This window comes from Flavobacterium sp. 140616W15 (assembly GCF_003668995.1).
GTDB lineage: Bacteria > Bacteroidota > Bacteroidia > Flavobacteriales > Flavobacteriaceae > Flavobacterium.
In genome coordinates this window covers 2,074,845-2,096,117 of sequence record NZ_CP033068.1, presented here as the reverse complement: position 1 = coordinate 2,096,117, position 21,273 = coordinate 2,074,845, and the positions used below count along the sequence as shown (strand labels likewise).

General features: G+C 33.6%; 15 protein-coding genes. 7 read left to right on the top strand and 8 right to left on the bottom strand.

Annotated elements, in window-relative coordinates:
- Positions 1 to 200: 200 nt before the first annotated feature.
- Together EAG11_RS08850 and EAG11_RS08845 are read left to right on the top strand one after the other, a co-directional pair.
- A complete protein-coding gene (locus EAG11_RS08850) occupies positions 201 to 1,451 on the top strand; it encodes a TMEM143 family protein (RefSeq protein WP_129538870.1) in 1,251 nt (416 codons plus the stop codon).
- Positions 1,452 to 1,691: 240 nt separating this feature from the next.
- On the top strand, positions 1,692 to 2,156 hold the full coding sequence (locus EAG11_RS08845) for a DUF962 domain-containing protein (RefSeq protein ID WP_129538869.1): 465 nt from the start codon (positions 1,692 to 1,694) through the stop codon (positions 2,154 to 2,156).
- A gap of 219 nt (positions 2,157 to 2,375) precedes the next feature.
- On the opposite strand, the gene EAG11_RS08840 is transcribed toward EAG11_RS08845, so the two are convergent.
- Positions 2,376 to 3,377: an AraC family transcriptional regulator gene (locus tag EAG11_RS08840; protein ID WP_164998681.1), complete on the bottom strand. Its 1,002-nt coding sequence runs from the start codon at positions 3,375 to 3,377 to the stop codon at positions 2,376 to 2,378.
- Positions 3,378 to 3,780: 403 nt separating this feature from the next.
- Between EAG11_RS08840 and EAG11_RS08835 the strand changes: the two genes are divergently transcribed.
- A complete protein-coding gene (locus EAG11_RS08835; RefSeq protein ID WP_164998680.1) occupies positions 3,781 to 6,174 on the top strand; it encodes a TonB-dependent receptor domain-containing protein in 2,394 nt (797 codons plus the stop codon).
- Positions 6,175 to 6,183: 9 nt separating this feature from the next.
- On the top strand, positions 6,184 to 7,503 hold the full coding sequence (locus EAG11_RS08830) for a hypothetical protein (protein WP_129538866.1): 1,320 nt from the start codon (positions 6,184 to 6,186) through the stop codon (positions 7,501 to 7,503).
- 276 nt (positions 7,504 to 7,779) lie between these two features.
- Here the strand turns inward: EAG11_RS08830 and EAG11_RS08825 are convergent, their stop codons facing one another.
- Positions 7,780 to 8,643, bottom strand: a complete 864-nt coding sequence (locus EAG11_RS08825) for a DMT family transporter (protein ID WP_129538865.1) — start codon at positions 8,641 to 8,643, stop codon at positions 7,780 to 7,782.
- Positions 8,644 to 8,851: 208 nt separating this feature from the next.
- Between EAG11_RS08825 and EAG11_RS08820 the strand changes: the two genes are divergently transcribed.
- Together EAG11_RS08820 and EAG11_RS08815 are read left to right on the top strand one after the other, a co-directional pair.
- Positions 8,852 to 9,346 carry a GNAT family N-acetyltransferase gene (locus EAG11_RS08820; protein ID WP_129538864.1) on the top strand — a complete coding sequence of 165 codons (495 nt, stop codon included), beginning with the start codon at positions 8,852 to 8,854 and terminating at the stop codon, positions 9,344 to 9,346.
- A gap of 2 nt (positions 9,347 to 9,348) precedes the next feature.
- Positions 9,349 to 9,831 carry a MarR family winged helix-turn-helix transcriptional regulator gene (locus EAG11_RS08815; protein WP_129541063.1) on the top strand — a complete coding sequence of 161 codons (483 nt, stop codon included), beginning with the start codon at positions 9,349 to 9,351 and terminating at the stop codon, positions 9,829 to 9,831.
- A gap of 127 nt (positions 9,832 to 9,958) precedes the next feature.
- Here EAG11_RS08815 and EAG11_RS08810 read toward each other — a convergent pair whose 3' ends face one another.
- Complete coding sequence (locus tag EAG11_RS08810) at positions 9,959 to 10,489, bottom strand: NAD(P)H-dependent oxidoreductase (protein WP_129538863.1); 531 nt, start codon at positions 10,487 to 10,489, stop codon at positions 9,959 to 9,961.
- A 162-nt stretch (positions 10,490 to 10,651) separates the two neighbouring features.
- On the opposite strand from EAG11_RS08810, the gene EAG11_RS08805 reads away from it, so the two are divergent.
- On the top strand, positions 10,652 to 11,017 hold the full coding sequence (locus EAG11_RS08805) for a helix-turn-helix domain-containing protein (RefSeq protein ID WP_129538862.1): 366 nt from the start codon (positions 10,652 to 10,654) through the stop codon (positions 11,015 to 11,017).
- 71 nt (positions 11,018 to 11,088) lie between these two features.
- Here EAG11_RS08805 and nagB read toward each other — a convergent pair whose 3' ends face one another.
- From nagB to EAG11_RS08780, 5 genes are all read right to left on the bottom strand, one after another.
- Positions 11,089 to 13,026 carry a glucosamine-6-phosphate deaminase gene (gene nagB / locus EAG11_RS08800; protein WP_129538861.1) on the bottom strand — a complete coding sequence of 646 codons (1,938 nt, stop codon included), beginning with the start codon at positions 13,024 to 13,026 and terminating at the stop codon, positions 11,089 to 11,091.
- 260 nt (positions 13,027 to 13,286) lie between these two features.
- Positions 13,287 to 14,411: an N-acetylglucosamine-6-phosphate deacetylase gene (gene nagA / locus EAG11_RS08795; RefSeq protein WP_129538860.1), complete on the bottom strand. Its 1,125-nt coding sequence runs from the start codon at positions 14,409 to 14,411 to the stop codon at positions 13,287 to 13,289.
- 9 nt (positions 14,412 to 14,420) lie between these two features.
- Positions 14,421 to 17,585, bottom strand: a complete 3,165-nt coding sequence (locus tag EAG11_RS08790) for a LamG-like jellyroll fold domain-containing protein (protein WP_164998679.1) — start codon at positions 17,583 to 17,585, stop codon at positions 14,421 to 14,423.
- Positions 17,586 to 17,677: 92 nt separating this feature from the next.
- Positions 17,678 to 18,901, bottom strand: a complete 1,224-nt coding sequence (locus EAG11_RS08785; RefSeq protein WP_129538858.1) for an AGE family epimerase/isomerase — start codon at positions 18,899 to 18,901, stop codon at positions 17,678 to 17,680.
- Between the two features lie 153 nt (positions 18,902 to 19,054).
- Complete coding sequence (locus EAG11_RS08780) at positions 19,055 to 21,175, bottom strand: GDSL-type esterase/lipase family protein (RefSeq protein WP_129538857.1); 2,121 nt, start codon at positions 21,173 to 21,175, stop codon at positions 19,055 to 19,057.
- Positions 21,176 to 21,273 lie beyond the last annotated feature (98 nt).

The following is a 21,273-nucleotide window of genomic DNA, read 5'->3' as shown; positions in this document are numbered from 1 at the left end:
AGGGTCCAAGATATTTAAAAGATATAAAGGAGGATTAGGAGCTAATCCTCCTTTCGAAGTTTCGGGATTAGGTAAGGTTTTTTATTATGTGTAAAAGAATTCTAATCTGGGTATGGGAGTTTAAAAAGCCCATTTAACCTAAAAGAAATTAAGGAAAAGCTTTGTACCTTTGGCGCTTTAAAAAAGTCCTAAAACCCCATATGAAACGAGAACATTATATTCCTTTTAATAAGGAATTCTTACTCGAAGAACAAATAGCAACTATTAGTGAAGACCCCAAAAAGGTTGATGAATTTAAAAAGTTATTTGATATAATCGAACATTATTATCATTATGAAGCTTTTAATCTTAACCGAAATCTAAAACAGAATTACGCTTTATTTGACCCAGATTTAAGCCCAAAAGAGCGAGAAGGATTTATTGGTAAAAGTGATTTTAGAGTTTTTAAAGAAACACTTCATACTGTTCTGGAGCATGGTAACTACAGACGTATTGATAAAGAAACTTTAGATAAAGCTTTTAATGATTCTGATTTAATAGGGTTAAATCTTGCAATAGACTTCAATGCATTTAAGGATTATGAATTGTATGTTCGTGGAAGTTATAAGGCTAAAGAAACAGTAACAAAATTTATTTTTTGGAAGAAAGAAATAGTGATTGAATACTATGATCGTGTTATGATTTATCTCAATTATAACGATGCCAATTATCTTAATTCGAAAAAAGTTAAATTAGGAAAAATGCCTATTGACCCAGGCTCCATAGTTTTAAAAATCTTTAAGCGTGTTCCTAAAAATGATTTGGAAACGATATTTCCAAATGCGATTCCGATGATGTCGACTACAGATAAATTATTGCTCTGGGTTCCTGGAATTTTTGGAGGAGTCTCTTTATTGAGTACTACTGTAATTCCAGCATTAATTGGTATGTATGGAGCCTACCAATCGGGGGAAGCAATTGATTTACTAAATAGTAAAACCTCACTTAATCAAGGTTTAATTGCATTAGGAATACTTTCTGCATACTTATTTCGCCAGTATAGTAATTTTGTAAATAAGAAGATTAAATATTCCAAAATGCTTTCAGATAGTCTTTACTTTAAGAATATAGGAAACAATAGTGGTGCATTTTATTCATTATTGAACTCTTCGGAGGAAGAAGTGCTTAAAGAAACTATTTTGGCTTATGCATTCTTAAACAGAAGTAAGGAGCCTTTAACAGCTGAAGAACTTGACAATCAAATAGAATCTTGGTTCTTGACAAAATTAGATACTGATTTAGATTTTGATGTAAATGATGCATTGTTGAAATTAAAAAGTATCGGACTTGCTATAGAAAAAAATGGAAAGTGGGAAGTAATTCCACTTGACAAGGCACTCATCAAAATTGATGAATTATGGGACAGTGTTTTTGATTATAATCGTCGAGATACAGAGGTTTTAAGTTTCTGAGACACTAAGAAAAAAGGTTTAAAAGTTGTTTAGTTTGTGGAATTCCTTGATGAGATTCTTCCTGCGTCGGAATGGCAATTGTGAGAAAAGATGAATTTTAGAATAATATCACAGTCATTTTTACCCCCAAACAAAACAACCTTTAAATATTAGAGCCTCAGAACCTCAGTACCTTATTTTCAAAACTCTTTGCATCTTGCATAAAATTTATTAGATTTACGTATATCTAAATCCTATAATATGAGAACGTTAGAGCAATGGTTTGAAGAATATGCAGTGAGTCATCAGAACCCAATAAATAAAGCGATACATTATATATGTGTACCTGCTATTTACTTTTCGATTGTAGGTTTATTAATGAGTATTCCAAGTAGTTTTATTGCCAATATTTTAAAACTCAATGCTCCAATAATCGAAAATTGGGCTACGGTAATATTACTTTTTGTACTTGTCTTTTATATTCGATTGTCAGTTGCAATGGCTTTTAAGATTGCAATATTGTCAGCTATTTGTCTGATTGTAAATTACTACATTGGACAAGTTTTTCCGTTATGGATTTTCTCAATTGGTGTTTTTGTCATTGCTTGGGTTGGACAATTCTACGGGCACAATATTGAAGGCAAAAAACCTTCTTTTCTAAAAGATCTTCAGTTTTTAATGATAGGCCCTGCATGGGTAGTAGAGAATTTGTTCTCTAAGAAATAATACTATAGAAAGAAAGGCTCTTAGAAGCTGAGGTTCTAAGTAGAAAAGTAAATAGGAAATGCTTCAGTGTTTTTTATGTTTTGGTTGTGAACAAAGATTAAAGTCCTAGCTAGCCCAGATAGTAGCGACATCCTTTTCTTTGTTTCTTTAGCAAAGAAAAGATATAGCGAATAGCTGGAACTCAACAAGATTAAATAGAAGGGGGATGGTTGCTCCTGATTAATGAATAAGCAATAAATCTAGAACTGATAGTTCTGCAAAAAAGGGACAGAACATACCGATTATTATTTCTTTTGCTTTTGTAAAACTTGCACCTATTTGATTAGCCTGATTCTTAATTTGGCTTGGTGGATAACCAAAATGTTTACGGAATGCAGTACTAAAATGGTTGGGAGTTTTATATCCTAATGATTCTGCTACTTGGTAAATATTTAGCTCGTCTTTTAGTAGTTTTTGTTTGGCTTCGTTCATTTTTAGTTCGTTTAAATAACCAAAAACGGTTGTGCCAAATAGCTCTTTAAAGTACTTCTTCAACTTGAATTCGTTGGTTCCTACTTTACGGGCAAGGTCAATTAGAGAACAAGGAGTAATGATATTTTGAGTGACCAATTCTCTGGCATGATGCATTCTTTTTACATCAATTTTTGGAATTTTAATAGTAAGATCTTGTATTTGTGTTAACTGCTCTACTTGTAGCAATACTAATTCTGTCACTTTTGTTTCCATATACATCCTGCGGAAATGTCCAGTTCTTTCGCAAGAAGCTATATCTCTTACTGCGGTCAGAATTTCTGGTGACATAATTTCGCTATATTTTATTTGTTTTGCAGGATTTTCATTAGTGCAAGTTTCAATAAATTGAAGGTTTAAATCTAATGAATCAACAAGAGTAGTGTATGTATTTTGTGGAATTAATATCGATAAGTATTCAGATACAGTTGAGGTTGCTGGTAGCTTTGCCAGTTTAGTGCCAGCTGGTAAGAGATGTATTTGATGATGCATCAGATTGGAACATCCTTTCATAAAAAAGAACATTTGTATGGCTGGTTCATCTGTATAATATTCAATTTTAATCGGCTTAAGTAAATCTAATTCAATATAATTTATAAAGAACGACCCAGCTAGCGTATGGCTGTCTTTTATATTGCCATATTCAGGGTGATTGAAGGTATTGGTTTCTTCTATAAGTTCACAAACTTGGTCTTCTTCTCTAAAAAACATCTGGTCACAGAGTTTATAATCTATATCTTTTATCGTGGTTTTAAGTTGCATGGAAATTCTTACTTTATTATTTAGCAAATATACACTATAAAATCGATATGTGTATTGAGTCTAAATAAAAACAATCCTTTTTGTGTATGTTATAATCCGTATTTGAAACCCTTATGCTGAGTGAGTCGGGTTAAGTTTGCAAATGAATTAATAATACCAATTTTACTTTGTAATGGGTTTCAAAAACTACATAGATTGTTTTAAAGCAATAAAAAATATAATAACAGTTTGTATTTTAACTTGTTGCGGATTAAGGAAGACGATTTTCTCTTCGACTAATTTAAATATATTGATTTTAAAAAAAAATGGTTCTTTATCACAGTCTTTAAAATTAGGCATATTTTTTATTTGTATGTTTTTTTTACCATCTGGGTTATTAGCACAAAATGGAACTCTTTCGGGGGTTTTAAAATTAGATAGTGGTACGCCAATTACTTATGCCGCTGTTGCTGTTAAAAATACTAAACATCAGGTTATTACCGATGATGAAGGTAAGTTTGAGTTTAGAGGTTTGGCACATGGGCATTACGAAATTGAAGTAAGTTCTATAGAAATCACCAAAAAAAGTATTAAAGTAGACTTTAAAGGGAACAGTGAAAGAATTTTACTAATTGTAGAACCTTCAGCAAGTTTAGGTTTAAAAGAAGTTGTAATTAATGTTAAGACTGAGAAAAAAGAGGTTGAAACTAAAGGATTTGCTGTTAATGTAATTGAGACTCAAAAGATGGCACTGCAATCGATACAGACTAATGAGTTGTTAGACCGTTCGGCAGGGGTTCGTATTAGGCAAGATGGGGGATTGGGATCTAGAATTGATTACAATATTAATGGTTTATCAGGTAATGCTGTAAAGGTTTTTATTGATGGTATTCCTTCTTCTAATTTTGGTTCTTCTTATTCATTAAATAGTATTCCTCCAGCTTTAATTGATCGTATTGAAGTTTATAAAGGAGTTGTTCCTGCTAACCTTTCTGAGGATGCATTGGGTGGAGCAATCAATATTATCTTGAAGAAAAAAACTAAAAATTCACTTGTAACATCTTATTCTCTAGGATCATTTAATACACATCAATGGAATATAGCAAGTAACTACCGTAAAGAGAATGGTTTTACGGTTGATGCTTCTGGTTTTTATAATTATAGTGATAATAATTATGAAGTTTGGGGTCAGAGCATCACATTTAAAGATTATACAGGTAAAACTACAACGAACCATCGTGCAAAACGTTTTCATGATGCTTATAAATCATATGGGACTAAGGTAGAAGTTGGTTTTACTGATGTAAAATGGGCTGACCGATTTATGATAGGTGGTATTTTATCGAAGGATTATAAAGAGGTCCAGCATGGTATTACAATGGATAATGTGTATGGAGATCGTCATACGAGACGTAATTCTAGTATAGCTACATTAACATATAGTAAAAATGATTTTTTGACAAAAGGATTGTCATTCAAAACGGATGCTAGTTATTCTTATCTAAAAAGACAAGCAATAGATACAGTAGGGATTATGTATGATTGGTCAGGTAAGCCACTAATGTATCCTGATGGTACTTATGTAAAATATACTAGCGGGGCTGAGGTTGCAAGTGCTAAAACACTGGGAATTAATACTGATAAGACCTTATTTGTTCGTACAAACTTAGGTTATACAATAAATAGCAACAACACGATATATGCTAATTATATGCATAATAACTTTATACGTGGAATATCTGATGAATTACAACCTTTAGGACTTCAACTATTAGAGAATACAAGAGATTTACAAAAAAATATTGTTTCGTTTACCTATGAGAATTTAGCTTTTTCTCAAAAATTGAGAACTAATGTTTTTTATAAACATTACTTTCAAAAGGTTACTTCAAATGAACCATATAGACAAGATATAACTCCGGGTATTCCTAATTATGAAAAGAGAGTATTTACTAAAAAATCTGATTTTAGTGGTTACGGTATTACTTTATCTTATGAGTTAAACCCTAATTTATACTTGTTAGGATCTGCAGAGAAAGCAATGCGCTTGCCAAGTGCCAACGAATTGTTTGGTAATGTTAATGATAACTTACTTGCTCCGGCAGGAGAACTAAAACCTGAAACGAGTCATAATGTTAACATTGGAGTAAATTGGTCTGGATTAAAATTTCATAATCATTCTATTAGATTAAATACCTCTTTGTTTTATAGAGACACAAAAGGAATGATTAGAGAATCGATAAGAGCGGGAAGTTTTACTTATTCACAGTTTGAAAATTTAGAGAATGTTATGTCTCGTGGTATAGATGCTGAGATAATTTATGATTACGCTAAGAAGTTTAATCTTTCTCTTAATATCTCAAAATTTGAGTCTTTGTTTAATACCAGATTTGATGCCAATGGTGCTCCATACCTGTTTTATCGTATGCAAATAAGAAACGAGCCTTCGTTTAAATTTAATATTAATGCAGTTTATTATCAGGATGATTTGTTCGCGAAAAAATCTAAGACTTCTATTTATTATAACATCAGCTACGTAGATGAATTTCTTAGGAATTGGGCTAATGTTGGAGGCAAAAACTTAGACTATATTCCGACACAATTTTCTAATAGTATAGGAGTTGCTTACACTTTTCCATCTAATAAATTCACAATTAGTGTGGATGCAAAAAACATATTTGATCAACAGATCTTTGATAATTTTGGTTTACAAAAACCAGGTCGTGCATTTTATGCCAAACTAACATATTCATTAACTTCAAAATAATTAATCACAATGAAAATTAAATTTAGAAATTTAAAAAGTACATTACTTTCTGGTGCTTTTGCAATAGCTCTATTGAGCTCATGTAGCAATAATGATAGTGAAGGGGAAATTGCTCCTACATTACCAGAAGTAAAAAAAGACTTTCAATTAGCATTTGCTAGTGGTTCAGGTAGTATTTCTGGAACTTATCTTCAAGGTATCTCTGACCTTTCTAAAGGAGAGGTGTCATTTTTTGGAAAAGGATATTCAATGACTTCATCACGTACAGCCAGAGTATTTACATCTACAGATGGTTCTATTGTTTATAGCCTTAATTATACAGTTGGTACTATCGATAAGTTAACGTATCATGGTGGAGAAAATTATAAAAAAATAATCACTTTTGACGCTTCTATTCCATTAGGAGTAAAAGCTGTTCGTTTTACAAAAATGAATGATAAAGTAGCATCTGTGCATAATATTGCTGCTGTTGAACAATATGGTGGAGCTGATAAAAAAGATTATTTAAAGCACAAAATGACTGTTGCTATTGGTATTTTAGACTTAGAGGCAATGAATTTCGGGAGTAATTTCAAAAAAGATATTGATTTAATTCTTCCAGGAACTTTGGCTAGCGAAGGATATTATATTTCTCGTATTGACTGTCCTGTTATTTCTGGTAATAAATTGTATTATGGAGCATCAGTTAGCAAGTTTAACGCAGCAACTGGTAAAGCAGGAGAAACGGATAAAACTTTTACGCTTGTACTTGATTATCCAAGTTTAACTAATGCTACTGTAATTAGTACTTCGCATGTTAAAGGAGCTACAAATGGTTACCGTACTCCTACACAACACATTAATGAAGCTGGTGAAATCATGCAAATGGTTGGAAACGGAAAAGAGTTAAACATCGTAAAAATTAAAGATGGTAAATATGATGAGACTTATAAATATAGCGTAAGCGGATTATTAAATAAAGTTGTTTCAAGTAGTGGTTGGTTTTATGCTGGTAACGGAATTGGTTATATCCCTTATGAAAAAGTAGGTGTGGATGAAATTCAGGTTGGTGTTGATTCAAATGGTAAACCAACTTATTCAGGTTCATGGGGATTGGCAAGAATGGATTTTAAAAATGGAAAAATCATTGATTTAACTGTTCCTAAAGGATTATGGTTGCAACAATACCAAAATTCAGTTGTGAGAGATGGAAAATTCTATATTGCATTAACTCCAGTTGGAGTACAAGGTAATATTTATATTTTTGATGTTAATTCTGAAAACGCTGATAGTACTGTAGGGGCTAAAGTATTTTCAGGTGCAGATCAATACTACATTGGTATATTCTAGTAGTTTATCTACCATTACTAAAAAAGCAGCGATTCGTTTTGAATCGCTGCTTTTTTTATTTTAGGTTTGGTGGTTCTAAGTTGTAAAGGTTCAAAGGATTCGTTTACACACAAAACAACCACAATATTGTTTCACTGACGAAGGAAGTGTTTCATAAAAGCCACATGATATTCTTAACTTAGCCCAGATAGTAACGACATTTGTTTTTGTTTCTTTAACAAATAAAAGATATAGTGGATAGCTGGAAAATGCTTCTAAATATTCATAATAGGATTCTTAGTCCTTAATTGGAATTGTTTTTTTTGCTGTCATTGTTGAACCAACAGATGCGATTATTACAAAAAATACTGCAACTATTTCGCTAAAACGAAGATGTTCTTGTAAAAACAAGAAGGCACAAATAGATGCGGCAGCAGGTTCTAAGCTCATTAATATGCTAAAAGTGCGTGGTGGAAGTTGACCAAGTGCTTTCATTTCTAATGTAAACGGTATAGCACTTGATAATAGTGCAAGTGCAATTCCCATTCCTAAAAGATTAGGTGTTAGGTTGCTTAATCCATTTTCCATAATTCCAAAAGGAATTATAAGTAGCGATGCAAATAACATTCCGGTTGATACTGCGTCACCATCTTTCATTACTTTAGAAACTTTTCCTCCCAATACAATATATGTTGCCCAAAAGACTCCGGCTAATAGAGCAAATAAAGCTCCAACAATGTCAATTCCATTACCAGACCATGGTGCAATAAGTGCAATTCCCATCGCGGCAATAAATACCCATAGATAATCTATCAAGCGTTTTGAACCAAAAACGGCTAATACTAAAGGCCCTACAAATTCTAAAGTAACTGCTAAACCAACAGGAATTCGCTCTATTGCGAGATAAAAGATAAGGTTCATTGTTCCTAAAGACAATCCATAAGGAATTACAAGTTTCCATTGTTGAGGAGTTATTTTGCGTAAGTTTGGTTTGTAAGCCAAAAATAGAATTAACGCTGAAATTCCTATTCGTAACGATGCTGTTCCTGCTGCTCCAATAGCAGGGAAAAGACTTTTTGCAATCGCTGCTCCAAACTGTACACTAATGATTGCTAGGAGTATTGCTGGAAGTGGCGGTATATTAACTAGTTTATTTTTCATAGGAAGGGTTCAAAATATGAGGCTGCAAAATTACAAAAAAAATCTCTCATAATTTCTCCCTTATAAGTTAAATGAATTGTAATGTTTTTAACAGGATAAATGGTTGTTTTTGTCCTGTTTTTTGGTTGTTGGATTTGAATTTTTTAATGAAATAATTTTTATTTATGTATTTAACTACGTAGTTTTGAATTGTGTAAAATAATAAGCTATGAATATATTAATTGTTCCTATCGAAAATGATCATTCAGTGGCAGTCGTTGATTTGATTTTAAATATCCAGCAAAAGGAATTTAATGTTCCGATAACTTTAGAAGACCAACCTGATCTTTTAGAAATAAATGAATTTTATCACAAAAAAGGAGGGTGCTTTTGGGGTGCTTTTGCTGATGGAGAATTGGTTGGTACTATCGCATTGGTAAAATATGATGATAGTAGGGAAGGTGCCATAAGGAAGATGTTTGTAAAAAAAGAATACCGAGGAAAAGAGTTATTTATTGCTCAACAACTTCTGGATACATTGATTGATTTTAGCAGACAAAATGATCTTAATGATTTATATTTGGGAACAGTTTCGATATTAGAAGCAGCTTTGCGTTTTTATGAAAGAAATAATTTTGTACGAATTGAGAAAGAAACACTTCCAGATGCATTTCCTGTAATGGGGGCTGACAATGTGTTTTGTCATTTAAAATTAAACGAGTAATGATAAATATTATAGATGAATCGGGTATTTTGGCTTTATCGACAAGACTGCAGCGTCTTAGTGAACAACTGCGTAAAGACGGTGCGATGCTCTACAAATCATTTGACATTGAGTTTGAACCTAAATGGTTTCCAGTAATTTACACACTTCATAACAAAGGCGTATTAAGCATTGTAGAAATTGCCAATGAGATTGGTTATACGCATCCATCTACAATTAGTTTACTAAAAGAATTAGAAAAACAGAAGCTTATTCGTTCCAAAAAGGATAAGGAAGATGAGCGTAAACGTTTAATTGTACTTACCACAAAAGGACAAGATCTTATCTTAAAAATGAAACCTGTTTGGGATATTATTTCTGATGTTCTTAATGAAATTACAGATAATGAGAATAATTTACTAAAAGCCATAAATGAAGCCGAAAGTAAAATTGCCAATCAGAGTTTTCTGCAAAGAGCATTACAATTAAAAGAGAGTAGATTGTAATCTGTTTTATGATTGTTTTTTTACGGATATATTTTGTGCGATTACATATTAAGTTAGAGACGCACCGTAGTGCGTCTAATATGGAGTCAATTCAAAAATGAGAATTATGATTGTATAAAATATGATTTTATAAATTTTCTATAAATGAAATATAATCATGTGCGCTTTTTTCTATCCTTCCAGTAGTAGCGTTATGTTCTGCACCATAGAAAGCGAATAATGGTTTATAGTCGGCTTTTATGTAATTAAAAGTAACTTCAAACGGAGCTGTTAATTGTTCTAGGGTGTATTTGTATCTGCCCGTTGCGCTGTAATCTTCTTCATTAATTCCAGCAGTTATTCCTAATGCAATTTTCTTATCGCTTAGTTTATATCCACTTTTTGAGCCATATGCCCATCCGTGTGTTAATACTTCATCTAGCCATTTTTTGAAAAGTGGCGGACAATTAAACCAGTAAAAAGGGAACTGAAATATAATTGTATCGTGTGATTCTACAAGCTGTTTTTCTTTCTCAATATTGATGTTTCCGTCAGGATACGCACTATGTAAATCATGTAAATGATACTTTTCGGGATACTTTTTTAATTCTTCAATCCATCGTTTGTTTATTATTGAATTTTTTAAATCGGGATGTATGATAATTACTAAGGTCTTCATGCTATAAATTTTAAAATTTTGCTTGTGCAAATATCAAACTCATTCAAGCATTAACCAATAAGGGGGAAATTAATCATATAGTGATAAATTAATCACCATTGATAATTAAAGCAGTTACTTCGTTTATTTTTACTTTTGTAGATTAATAAAGAAACTAAAGATATGTATCAACGAAAAATTCCGATAGATTATAATTGTGGTCTTAGTGTTGCCATGGAGGTGGTAGGTTCTAAATGGAAATTTTGTTTGTTGGATGAAATTCATAAAGGAATAAAACGCCCTAAAGATTTGGTTCTGGCGATTAATGGCATTAGCAAACGAGTATTGCAAAACCAACTAAGAGAATTGGAGTTACATGGGCTTTTGGCAAAAACAGTTTATACTGAAGTTCCTCTACGAGTAGAATATTATCTTACTGAAACAGGAATATCTCTTTTACCTTTAATTGTTGCCCTTGATAAGTGGGGAATGAATTTTGCTCCTCAGTTAAAAACGATATTAGAAAAAGAAGAGGAAATAGTGCTTTAGGATTTTAGCCACAGATTAAAATTATTGCCCCTTTTTTAATCTGTGTTAATTGCTAAAATCGATACTTCTTATTAATAATCAAAACGTTTAAAAGCTTCGATTGCTTCGTATTCTGCAAGACCTAAATCATCGTATAAAATCGCTGTGTTTTTGTTACGATCTTCGGCTCTAACCCAAAATTCTCTTGAGTCATTTCCTTGAAACATCACTCTGTCTTTTTGAGATTGGTGATACAAAATAGCATGACGTTTTAATAATACTTCAGATGGACTTAACGGTACAGCCATGTCTATTTCATGAATATCCCATTCGTGCCAAGCACCTCGGTATAACCATAGCCAGCAATCATCCATATAAGGTTGTGGTTTTAGTTCCTTCATTGCAGCAAAAATGGCATTCAAACATACCTCATGCGTTCCATGCGGATCTGCTAAATCTCCTGCTGCAAATACCTGATGTGGTTTTATTTGGTCGATAATGTCTTTTACAATAGCAATATCTTCAAGACCTAACGGATTTTTCTTAATTTGTCCTGTCTCATAAAACGGTAGATCCAGGAAATGAGTATTTTCATCTTTTAACCCAATATATCTCGTAGCGGCATACGATTCTCTTCGGCGGATAAGTCCTTTTAACTTTCTTACTTCCAAGGAATCAATTTGATTTTCTGACTTGTTATTTAGAAAATCAATCACCGATTTGAAATTTATTTTTGTGTCTGAATCAGCAAAAAAATCATTACTTACCTCAGCAAACTTTAACGCCTCATCATCAGTAACTGCAATATTTCCAGAGGTTTGATATACAACATGCACATCATGCCCTTGTTTTATTAATTTTGAGAATGTTCCTCCCATTGAGATAACATCATCATCTGGATGGGGACTAAAAAGAATAATTCTTTTCTTAGCTGGATTAGCTCTCTCTGGACGATGTGAATCATCAGTATTGGGCTTGCCTCCTGGCCATCCTGTAATCGTGTGCTGTAATACGTTGAACATATTAATGTTCAAATCGTAAGCAGAACCTTCTTGAGCCAATAAATCGGACATTCCGTTATTGTTGTAATCTCTGTCGGTTAATTTTAAAATAGATTGTTTTGTTTTTTGACACAACCAAACAATCGCTTTACTTTTTAATTCCTGATTCCAAATACACTCACCAACTAACCATGGCGTTTTAAAACGAGTTAGTTCAGATGCCGCTGATTGGTCTAAAACAAAAGTTGCATTACCATGATTTTGCAAAAATGTTGCTGGAACTTCAGAACTAATATCACCTTGAATAGTTCTCTTGATAATATCGGCTTTGTTTTGTCCCCAAGCCATAAGTACTATTCTTTTGGATCTGAGAATTGTAGATACTCCCATTGTAATGGCCCTTTTTGGCACATTATCAATCCCGTTAAAATCGGAAGAAGCATCTACTCTCGTGATATGATCCAAAGTAATAATACGTGTTCCTGAATTTATATGCGATCCCGGCTCGTTAAACCCTACGTGCCCTGTACGGCCAATTCCTAATAATTGAAAATCTAGTCCTCCAGCATTCTTAATGTTCATTTCATAATCAATACAATATTGATTCAATTCATCAATCGAAACAGTACCATCCGGAATATTTACATTCTCTGGTTTGATATCGATATGATTAAACAAATGTTGATGCATGAAATGGTGGTAGCTCTGATTATTTTCTTTAGTCATCGGATAATATTCATCCAAATTAAAAGTGATAACATTGCTAAAACTCAATCCTTCTTCATTGTGCATTCTAACTAATTCTTCATATACCTTTATGGGTGAAGAACCTGTGGCTAAACCTAGTACACAAGATTTGTTCTTTTCTTGCTTTGATCTAATTAATTGAGCAATTTCCTGCGCAACAATTATCGATGCTTCGGTAGAATTCTTGAAGATTTCGTTGTGGATTTTTTCAAATCGTGTCTCTTCAAATTTACCAGCACTTTTATAACTAATATCTGGTTTGATATCTAAATCGATTTCCATTTTTGTGTTATTTGAGTTGGTTATTTTATAAATTAATTGTAGCCTTTAATTTGTTTTTTGACATAGTTTTCTACGCGATTCACTTTGATCGAAACGCCTTTTTAGACTTTTTAAGTAGTAAACCTATTGGGGATTAGGTAATTATGTATAGGCTAATATTTAGTGGTTTGTAATGAAATAACCCCAAAAAGCATAGCAACTTATGGGGTTTTCATTATTTAAATGAGTGGTTTGTTTTTGGTTAGCATTTGTAATATTGTTTAAATGGTGTTGAAATTTAATGTTTCTATTACTGATAAATCAGTATTGAATTTGACAAAACTTGCAGGAAATCCAGTTTTGATTTTACCTATTTTATCTTCCAAACCAATAGCGCTTGCTACACGACTAGTTGCCATTTTTATAGCTTCGTCAGCCGATACGTTTAAATGATTATAGGCGTTTTGTACTGCTTCTTGCATTGATATTGTAGCGCCAGCCAAATTTCCTTCGTTGTTTCTATAGAAGCCATTTTCTAGATGGGCATCAAAATTTCCCCATTTAAAGTCGGCTATTTTGCGTCCCAAGAATGTAGCATCACTAATTAAGAAAAATTTATCTTGTTTTAGTTTGTATGCTAATTTTGCTGCAGCATAATCACAATGTGCGCCATCTAAAATCACTGGAGCATATACATTTTCATTTTCTAGAGTTGCACCAACTAAACCAGGTTCACGATGACCGAATTGTGTCATAGCATTAAATAAATGAGTTACAAGTTTTATGCCTTTAGAAAAATAAACTTGTGCTTCTTTATGTGTAACGGTCGAATGTCCTATCGAAATCACAATACCACTTTCTAGCAGCATATTTAATTGCTCATCTGTAAAACATTCTGGGGCAATCGTGATTACTTTTATAACATCTTTCCCGTGACGTATAATTTCTTCAAGTTCTGCATTAGTTGGTTTTCGAACTTGGTCAATACTATGAGCACCACGTTTTAAAGGATTTAAAAACGGCCCTTCAAGATGCATTCCGATTACTCCATTGTTATGTTTTTGTTTGTAATTACGAACAGCTTCAATCCCTTGTAGAATTGTTTCCTTTGATGATGAAATTAAACACGGAAGCACATGAGTTGTCCCATATTTAAGACTTGTATCGTATATATCCTGAATTGTTTCTTCAGTAGGCGTCTGACTAAAGTATAGTGTTTCGCCACCGTTTATTTGAATATCTATAAATCCAGCTGCAATGTGGTTTCCTTGTAAATCTATCGTTTCAATATCATTTGGAATTTCTTTTTGAACCGAAATTATAGTTCCATTTTCAATAATAATGACTCCATTATTAATGATTTCATCGCCAGTATGTACAGTGGTATTTATAATTGCTTGTTTCATTTTTATAGTTTATTTCTTTATTAGTTTACTACTAATAGATGAATTTGTATCGTTTGCTTTTAAAATATAAATACCTTGTGCTTGATTTCCTAGTGAAAATGTAGCTTCTGTTTCGTTAGGTTTTATAGTTTCAGTACGTATTACTTTACCTGAGATATCAAATATTTTTATATTTACTGCCCCTTTAGCATTATTAACTTTGAGCTTTACTAAATCATCTATCGGATTTGGCTCTAATATAACACTAAATTTTTGCTCTTTTGATGTTGTGTTTTCTTCTGTTTCTAAACCCAGCGGAGGATTATTTGCAGGAACAAATGTATCTGCTCCATTGGTTAACCAATTAAGGCTGAAACGTACAAAATACATTTGGTATGTTGAGTTTTCTCCATTTTCATAATAAATACCAATTGTTCCGTCTGGCAATATGGTTAAGCTTGAATACGCTGAGGCTCCTGAGAAAATAGTTTTAGGTGCTCCCCAAGTTGTTCCTTCATCGGTACTTAGTTGTACACTAACATTTTTTCGACTTCCTGCAAATGGAATAGAATGCAATAAACGGTCTTTATCATAACCATCTAGAGTAGAAGTATAGCGTATAAAATCACCATCACAATTAGGATCTGTTATACTTGCTTGGTTGTATGCTGTTCCCCAAGTTGCTCCTTTATCTGTAGAAATATTAAATCGGCGTGTTCCCGAATTACGAATACTCATCATGATATTCCCATTGTTTAATTCTACTACTTTGGCTTCATCTCCATCTTGCTCCGCTCTTCCTATCGATGCGGTCCATGTAACTCCATGATCTGCACTAGTAATCATATAATTATTAATATACTCAGTTCCAGAAACATTTTCGCGTACTGCAATTGCAGCAACAATTTTTCCATCACGTAATTGGTGTGCTCTTCCTGAGGCAACAAATAGCCCTTTCCAACCAGGATTTGGACCATAAATTTGATTGGTGATATCTACAGCTGCTCCCCAAGTTATTCCGTTATCAGAGCTTTTGATTATCAAAACTTTGGCTGGTGCCACATTTGTAGAAGCTTTAAAACCTTTTTCCGCCGAAACGATACATATTAATTCTCCATTAGTTTTATCCAAAACTAATGCTGCATCTCCCGCTCCAGTTGGAGCACCAAAATTTGCAATAGTTAATGGTGTCGACCAAGTTTTTCCGTTATCAGTACTACGACGAACGACTGGGTCAATTTTGGCTGCTAAATCTCCTGCATGATTCCATCTTTTATCTGTAACTGTTACCAGTGAACCATCGGCGGCAGTTACAATTGCTGGAATACGATAGTTAGATGAGCCTGCATCTCCAGGTGTAAATAAAAGTGTATTGGCTAATAAAATCACACGATTACCTGCAATTGTATTAGCTAGGGTAGTGTAGGTGATGTTATTAGCAATGATAGATTCGCAAGTAGCATCTAATATGTTTCCTTCGGTTGCATTGGCTGCAACATCATATGCAATCCAAAAGTAATTATCACCAGATACCAATGCTTGTGATCCGTTAACAGCTAGATTGCCATTTGCAGGAGCAATAGTTCCAAATAATGTTGCAGTTGCTGGATTAAAAAGTGCATTTGCTCCGCTAGTATAAATTTTGATATTAGTAACATCGGCAATATTGGTTGTTCCTGCCATTGTAAATTTTAGAGTATTTACAGTAAGTGGATTAAGAGCGCCAGTGGCTGAAACTTTTACTGCAACAATTCGTTGGTTTATGTCTCCTAAACCTGTTGGTAATTCAGTTTGCACTAAGGAAACTGTATTGATATGCATTTCGTTTGTTTGAGCAATTACTGCAGCTCCATTAATTAGTGTACCAGGATGGTTATTCCCAGAAATATCTGGGACAGTTACCCCATTTATATTTTCGAAATCCCATGCAGCAATTAAATTCGTCTCCGTACCTGTTATAGTAGTTATTTTATCAGTAACTACTTCTGTGGCTGTCATTGCCTTGTTCCAAAAGCGTATATCATCCAATTGTGCATTCATATACGAGGCAAAATTACTGACAGTTCCGAATAATAAATCTCCTGTATTAGTTACAGTGTTTGCGCCTCCTATATTTGCTGTTGTTTTGGTTTGTTGTAAAACACCATCTACATAAATTTTACAACTTGTTGTAGCAACATCAATAACCATTGCTAGATGATGCCAAACATTATTGGCTATATTCGATGTACCATACGGAGGCCCAGCAGCTCCGCCACTAGTTGTTAAATTAACTCCAAATTGTCCGTTACCAGCTGTGTTATTTATAAACTCATATCCGATTCCTGCGCCATTAGGTCGTTTGCTCATAATACGCTTAGCATTATCTCCTGTTTTTATCTTGCAGGTTACAGTCAAACTTTGCCCTGCAGCTATATTAAAATCACTATGATTAACAACCGACATATAATCATTTACGCCATCTAGAGTAAGTACCATAGGGAAAGCGTTTGAAGTTGTTGGAGAGCCGTAAAGAGTTCCCGTATGGTTATTTCCAGAAATATCGGCAACAGAATTCTCTGTTATATTTTCAAAATCCCAGGCGGCAAGAAGGTCAGTTGTAGGCGTATTTATCACTGCAGTCATATCTGTTTGTAATTCTGTAGGTGTCATAGCTTTATTCCATACACGGATATTATCTATTTGTCCAGCCCATTTATAACTGTTACTAGCGTCAGATGTGGCACCAATAACAAAGTTTAATGCATTAGAAAAATCGGAAGTAACAGAGGTGAATGTTTTGGCTGTATTTGCCAAAACACCATCTATATAACCATAAATAGTTCTATTGCTTGAGGCATCTATTACCATAGCAATATGGTGCCAAGTACCATCGGAAATAGCGTTTGGTGAATATCCTGCAGTACTAATATTAGCAGGAGTTCCTGTACCGCTTATATTCATTGCAAACTTGCCTGCATTTGTGCCATTGCCTGTCCAGAATTCATATCCGTTGCCAGTTGCTCCATTTCTTTTGGCAAAAATACGCGGTGTACCTGTTGCCATTGTTGTTTTTATCCAACAGGTAATGGTTTTATTTTGACCTGAGCCAAAGTCTAAATCGGTATGATCGGCTACCGTCATATAATTAGAAACACCGTCGAGGTTTAAAACCTTACCACTTTGTGCTTTTGTACTTAAGCAGGATAAATACATAAAACACAAACAAAAAAAGAGTAATAAATTTTCATAGTTTTTGATATTTGGTTGAAATTGGTTAGTTAGCATAAGGTTTTAATCTCGAATAACTAGACGATGTGTCCAATTAATCTAAGTGAATTTAGATTAGTTTTTTCTAAATATTCAGTTAGTATTTGTGTACAATACCATTCTTGACGTGGTAAATGAAAAGGTCCTTTAAAAAGGTTTCCTTTAGCAGTTTGCGCAATGCTTCCGTCTCTGTGTAAATATCCAAACCATTCTCCATTTTCTTTATCATGGAATTTACTATAGGAATAATCATGAATCATTTTATGCCATTTTGCATATTTTTCGTCACCTGTCATTGTATAAGCTAGAAGGGTAGCTATGATAACTTCATTATGTGGCCACCAGAATTTCATGTCTTGCCAATATTCTTGAACGGGTTTACCATATACATCACAGAAATATAAAATTCCTCCATGTTCTTTATCCCAACCACGTTCCCACATATAATCAAGCATTTTACATCCTAATGCTATTAAATGCGGATCATTATTTCTGTATTTTGCTTCGTGTAGTATAAACCAAGCTCCTTCAATGGCATGTCCTGGATTCAGCGTGCGTCCGTCGATATGGTCTATTATAGAACCATCTGGAGCTACTTGTTCCATAACGCATTTTATATCGTCTTTTACAAAATCACGCTCAATCTCGGCAATCCATTTGCTAATCCATTCATCACAACGCGGGTCGCCAATATTTTCTCTTAGTTGTTGTGCCGTATTGATCATAATCATTGGTGAACCAATTCCTTTTGATGGGCGAACGGATGTGTATTTTGGCTCTAATAAACCGGGAGTGGTCGAATATTTTATACATTCTCCAAATAAGGAGCGTGCCATCTCAGCACTTGCTTCGTCTTTGCTAGCTTTTGCATAAGCGCTCATAGCAATTACAGCAAATGTTTCTGAAAAATAATAACGGCGTTTACGAATCGGATTTCCATCACGTGTTACATGAAAGAACATTCTGCCATCGGTATCGAAACAATATTTGTTTATGAAATCAATACCAGATTTTGCTCCTTCTAACCATTCTTGTTTAGGTTCGATTGTATTATAAAGTGTGGCAAGTAGCCATGCTGCTCGCCCTTGAAACCAAACCGATTTATCATCATCAATTAATTCACCCATTTGGTCGCGCATTAATAAATAACCTCCGTATTTGGTGTCTATCGAATGAGGAAACCAAAAAGGTATCGTATCATTTAATAATTGACTTTGATAAAAATCTTTTAAGTGTAACAGATCAGTTTTTGAATAGCTCATTTTATATATGTTTTATACTTAGTGTTTTTTGTATTTACTAAGTGTAGGTTTTTATTTTGTTTGTTTTTTTATGCAGATTAGACAGATTTCAGCATTCTTTTTTGATTCCTCACATCTCTCATCTCTCATCTCTCATCTCACATTTTTCATCTTTCACATTTCATCTTTCACACTATTTACATTAGTCTCTATTTCGAGTTGAAAAGTGGAGCATGGCAAATTGGCTTCATTCACAAGATTTGCTTTTGTGTATGGTTTGTATGCGTATAGAATCTTTTTTATTTGTTCGTTTTTTGGAATCTCAATTTGAACTTGATCTTTTACGATTATTGCTTTACTTTCAATACGAATTCCTTTGTCGGTTACTAATTCAAAGCCAACTAATTCCTTTTGGTTTGCAGTAGCTAATTGCTTGGTATTTGAAAAAGTTATTACAATGTGAGTTGCTTTTTGAGTTGCTTTTAAAGCAGATGGACCATTAGCATTAACAGGTTTTCCATAAGTATGTTGCGATGCTAAAAGTGCCAAACGTTCTGCAATCTGTTTTTTCTTAATAGGATGTACATTGATGGAATCGCCATAATCCATGCTGATTGCCATTTTGCTATTTGGAATTTCTTTTTGCAATTTATTCTGCATTTCTCTAAATGAAGGCCAAGTAGGACGGTCAATACTGGATAGCTGCACGTAATAAAAGGGTAGGGAAGTTCCCCATGCTTTGCGCCAACTTTTTACTAATGTTGGCATTAAGTGTTGGTATAATTCAACATTGTGCGCATTGCTTTCTCCTTGATACCATAGAATTCCTTTTACTGGGAATGCTGTAAAATGTGTTACGCCCGCTTCATAATTATAACTAGGAGCATAGGGATGACGTTGCTTTGGATTTGTGGCATTTTTTAAATTTACATCAGCACGTGATCTAACCCAAGGCATAATAAAATCAGATTTGCGCCAGTTGGTTAATACATCAACTACTTTATCATCATGTTCTAAAGTATATCGGTCTATCCAGGATTCTATAGGAGATCCGCCTACTGCAACTTGTATTAATCCTATTGGTACGTTTTCTTCATGAATGATATTCTGTCCAAAATAATAGGCTATTGCCGAAAAATCTTTGGCACTAATGGAATCACTAATTGCCCATTTTCCAGAAAAGTATTTTAATTGATTGGTCTTTGCTAAAGTGGTAGAATCCCAAGCAATATCATCGGTTTCCTGAATCACTTTGTAGTTGAATAAACGAAGAGTTGTATTATTAATGGCATTTTTAACTTCGGCAACTCCATTCTCAGATTTTTGCAATGGGAATGCCATATTTGATTGTCCGGAGCAAAACCAAACATCACCAATTAGTATGTTTTTTAAAACTAATTTTTTGCCATTTGAAGAGATATTTATCTCATGTTTTCCTCCTGGTTTCATGGCAGGAAAAGTAGCTTTCCATTTTCCGTATAGGTTGGTTGTGACAACTTCTTTATGACTGTTTAAAGTTATCTCTATTTTGTCACCACCATTGGCATTGCCATAAATAACAATTGGTTGATTGCGTTGCAAGACCATATTATCTGTAAAAATGGGAGCGAGTTTTAGTCCGCCATAATCTTGTGTTATATTTTCATAAACAGTTTGTGCCAGAATTGTAGCACCTTCTGTTGTCGGATGTAAAGCGTCTGGAAAAAGTTCTGGACGATTGTATAGTTTTTCGTGTAGGTTTATCAGGTTTACTTTATTTGCTGTAGCAATTTCTTCAATATGTTCTTGAATTTGCCAAAACCAATCTCTAGTTCCTGATTTAAATCGGGGATGCTCATTAAATATAGGTGTCATGCGACAGATATATAATTTTACATTTGGATTTTGCTTTTTTAAAGTATCCAATAACCAAGAATAATCGGCGTTAAAATCTTCTTTGTAATTAGGCCAATTTCTTGGATCGGTATCATTTAGGCCTAAATGAATAATAGCAATATCAGGTCTATATGAAATTGCTTCAGCACATGCTGTAGTTTTATAATAAGGGGTACTTCCTTTCTTTAATAAGGTAGCTCCACTGTGTCCAAAGTTTTTGACTTCATATTGTTTACCCATCAAAACTTGTAGTTGTGAAGGATAGGATTGAGTTTTGGGATTGGCTAAAAGATATCCTGCGGTTACCGAATCGCCAATACATGCTATTTTTACAATTGCTTGTTGCGCAATGATTTCAAAGGTTGAAATCATCGAAATAAAAAATATGTAAAAAAATAGATATCGTTTTTTTGTATTCATTTTTTCTCAGCTATTTTTAAAAATAAGGCATAATATAGGCTGGGCGGAATGTAAGGCTCCGCCCTAGCTCATAAAAAACAAAAGCCAACTAATTATTT

Coding starts and splice junctions, on each gene's coding strand:
- EAG11_RS08850 (WP_129538870.1), top strand. CDS start 201: ATGAAACGAGAACATTATATTCCTTTTAATAAGGAATTCTTACTCGAA.
- EAG11_RS08845 (WP_129538869.1), top strand. CDS start 1,692: ATGAGAACGTTAGAGCAATGGTTTGAAGAATATGCAGTGAGTCATCAG.
- EAG11_RS08840 (WP_164998681.1), bottom strand. CDS start 3,377: ATGTTTTTTAGAGAAGAAGACCAAGTTTGTGAACTTATAGAAGAAACC.
- EAG11_RS08835 (WP_164998680.1), top strand. CDS start 3,781: ATGTTTTTTTTACCATCTGGGTTATTAGCACAAAATGGAACTCTTTCG.
- EAG11_RS08830 (WP_129538866.1), top strand. CDS start 6,184: ATGAAAATTAAATTTAGAAATTTAAAAAGTACATTACTTTCTGGTGCT.
- EAG11_RS08825 (WP_129538865.1), bottom strand. CDS start 8,643: ATGAAAAATAAACTAGTTAATATACCGCCACTTCCAGCAATACTCCTA.
- EAG11_RS08820 (WP_129538864.1), top strand. CDS start 8,852: ATGAATATATTAATTGTTCCTATCGAAAATGATCATTCAGTGGCAGTC.
- EAG11_RS08810 (WP_129538863.1), bottom strand. CDS start 10,489: ATGAAGACCTTAGTAATTATCATACATCCCGATTTAAAAAATTCAATA.
- EAG11_RS08805 (WP_129538862.1), top strand. CDS start 10,652: ATGTATCAACGAAAAATTCCGATAGATTATAATTGTGGTCTTAGTGTT.
- nagB (WP_129538861.1), bottom strand. CDS start 13,026: ATGGAAATCGATTTAGATATCAAACCAGATATTAGTTATAAAAGTGCT.
- nagA (WP_129538860.1), bottom strand. CDS start 14,411: ATGAAACAAGCAATTATAAATACCACTGTACATACTGGCGATGAAATC.
- EAG11_RS08790 (WP_164998679.1), bottom strand. CDS start 17,585: ATGTATTTATCCTGCTTAAGTACAAAAGCACAAAGTGGTAAGGTTTTA.
- EAG11_RS08785 (WP_129538858.1), bottom strand. CDS start 18,901: ATGAGCTATTCAAAAACTGATCTGTTACACTTAAAAGATTTTTATCAA.
- EAG11_RS08780 (WP_129538857.1), bottom strand. CDS start 21,175: ATGAATACAAAAAAACGATATCTATTTTTTTACATATTTTTTATTTCG.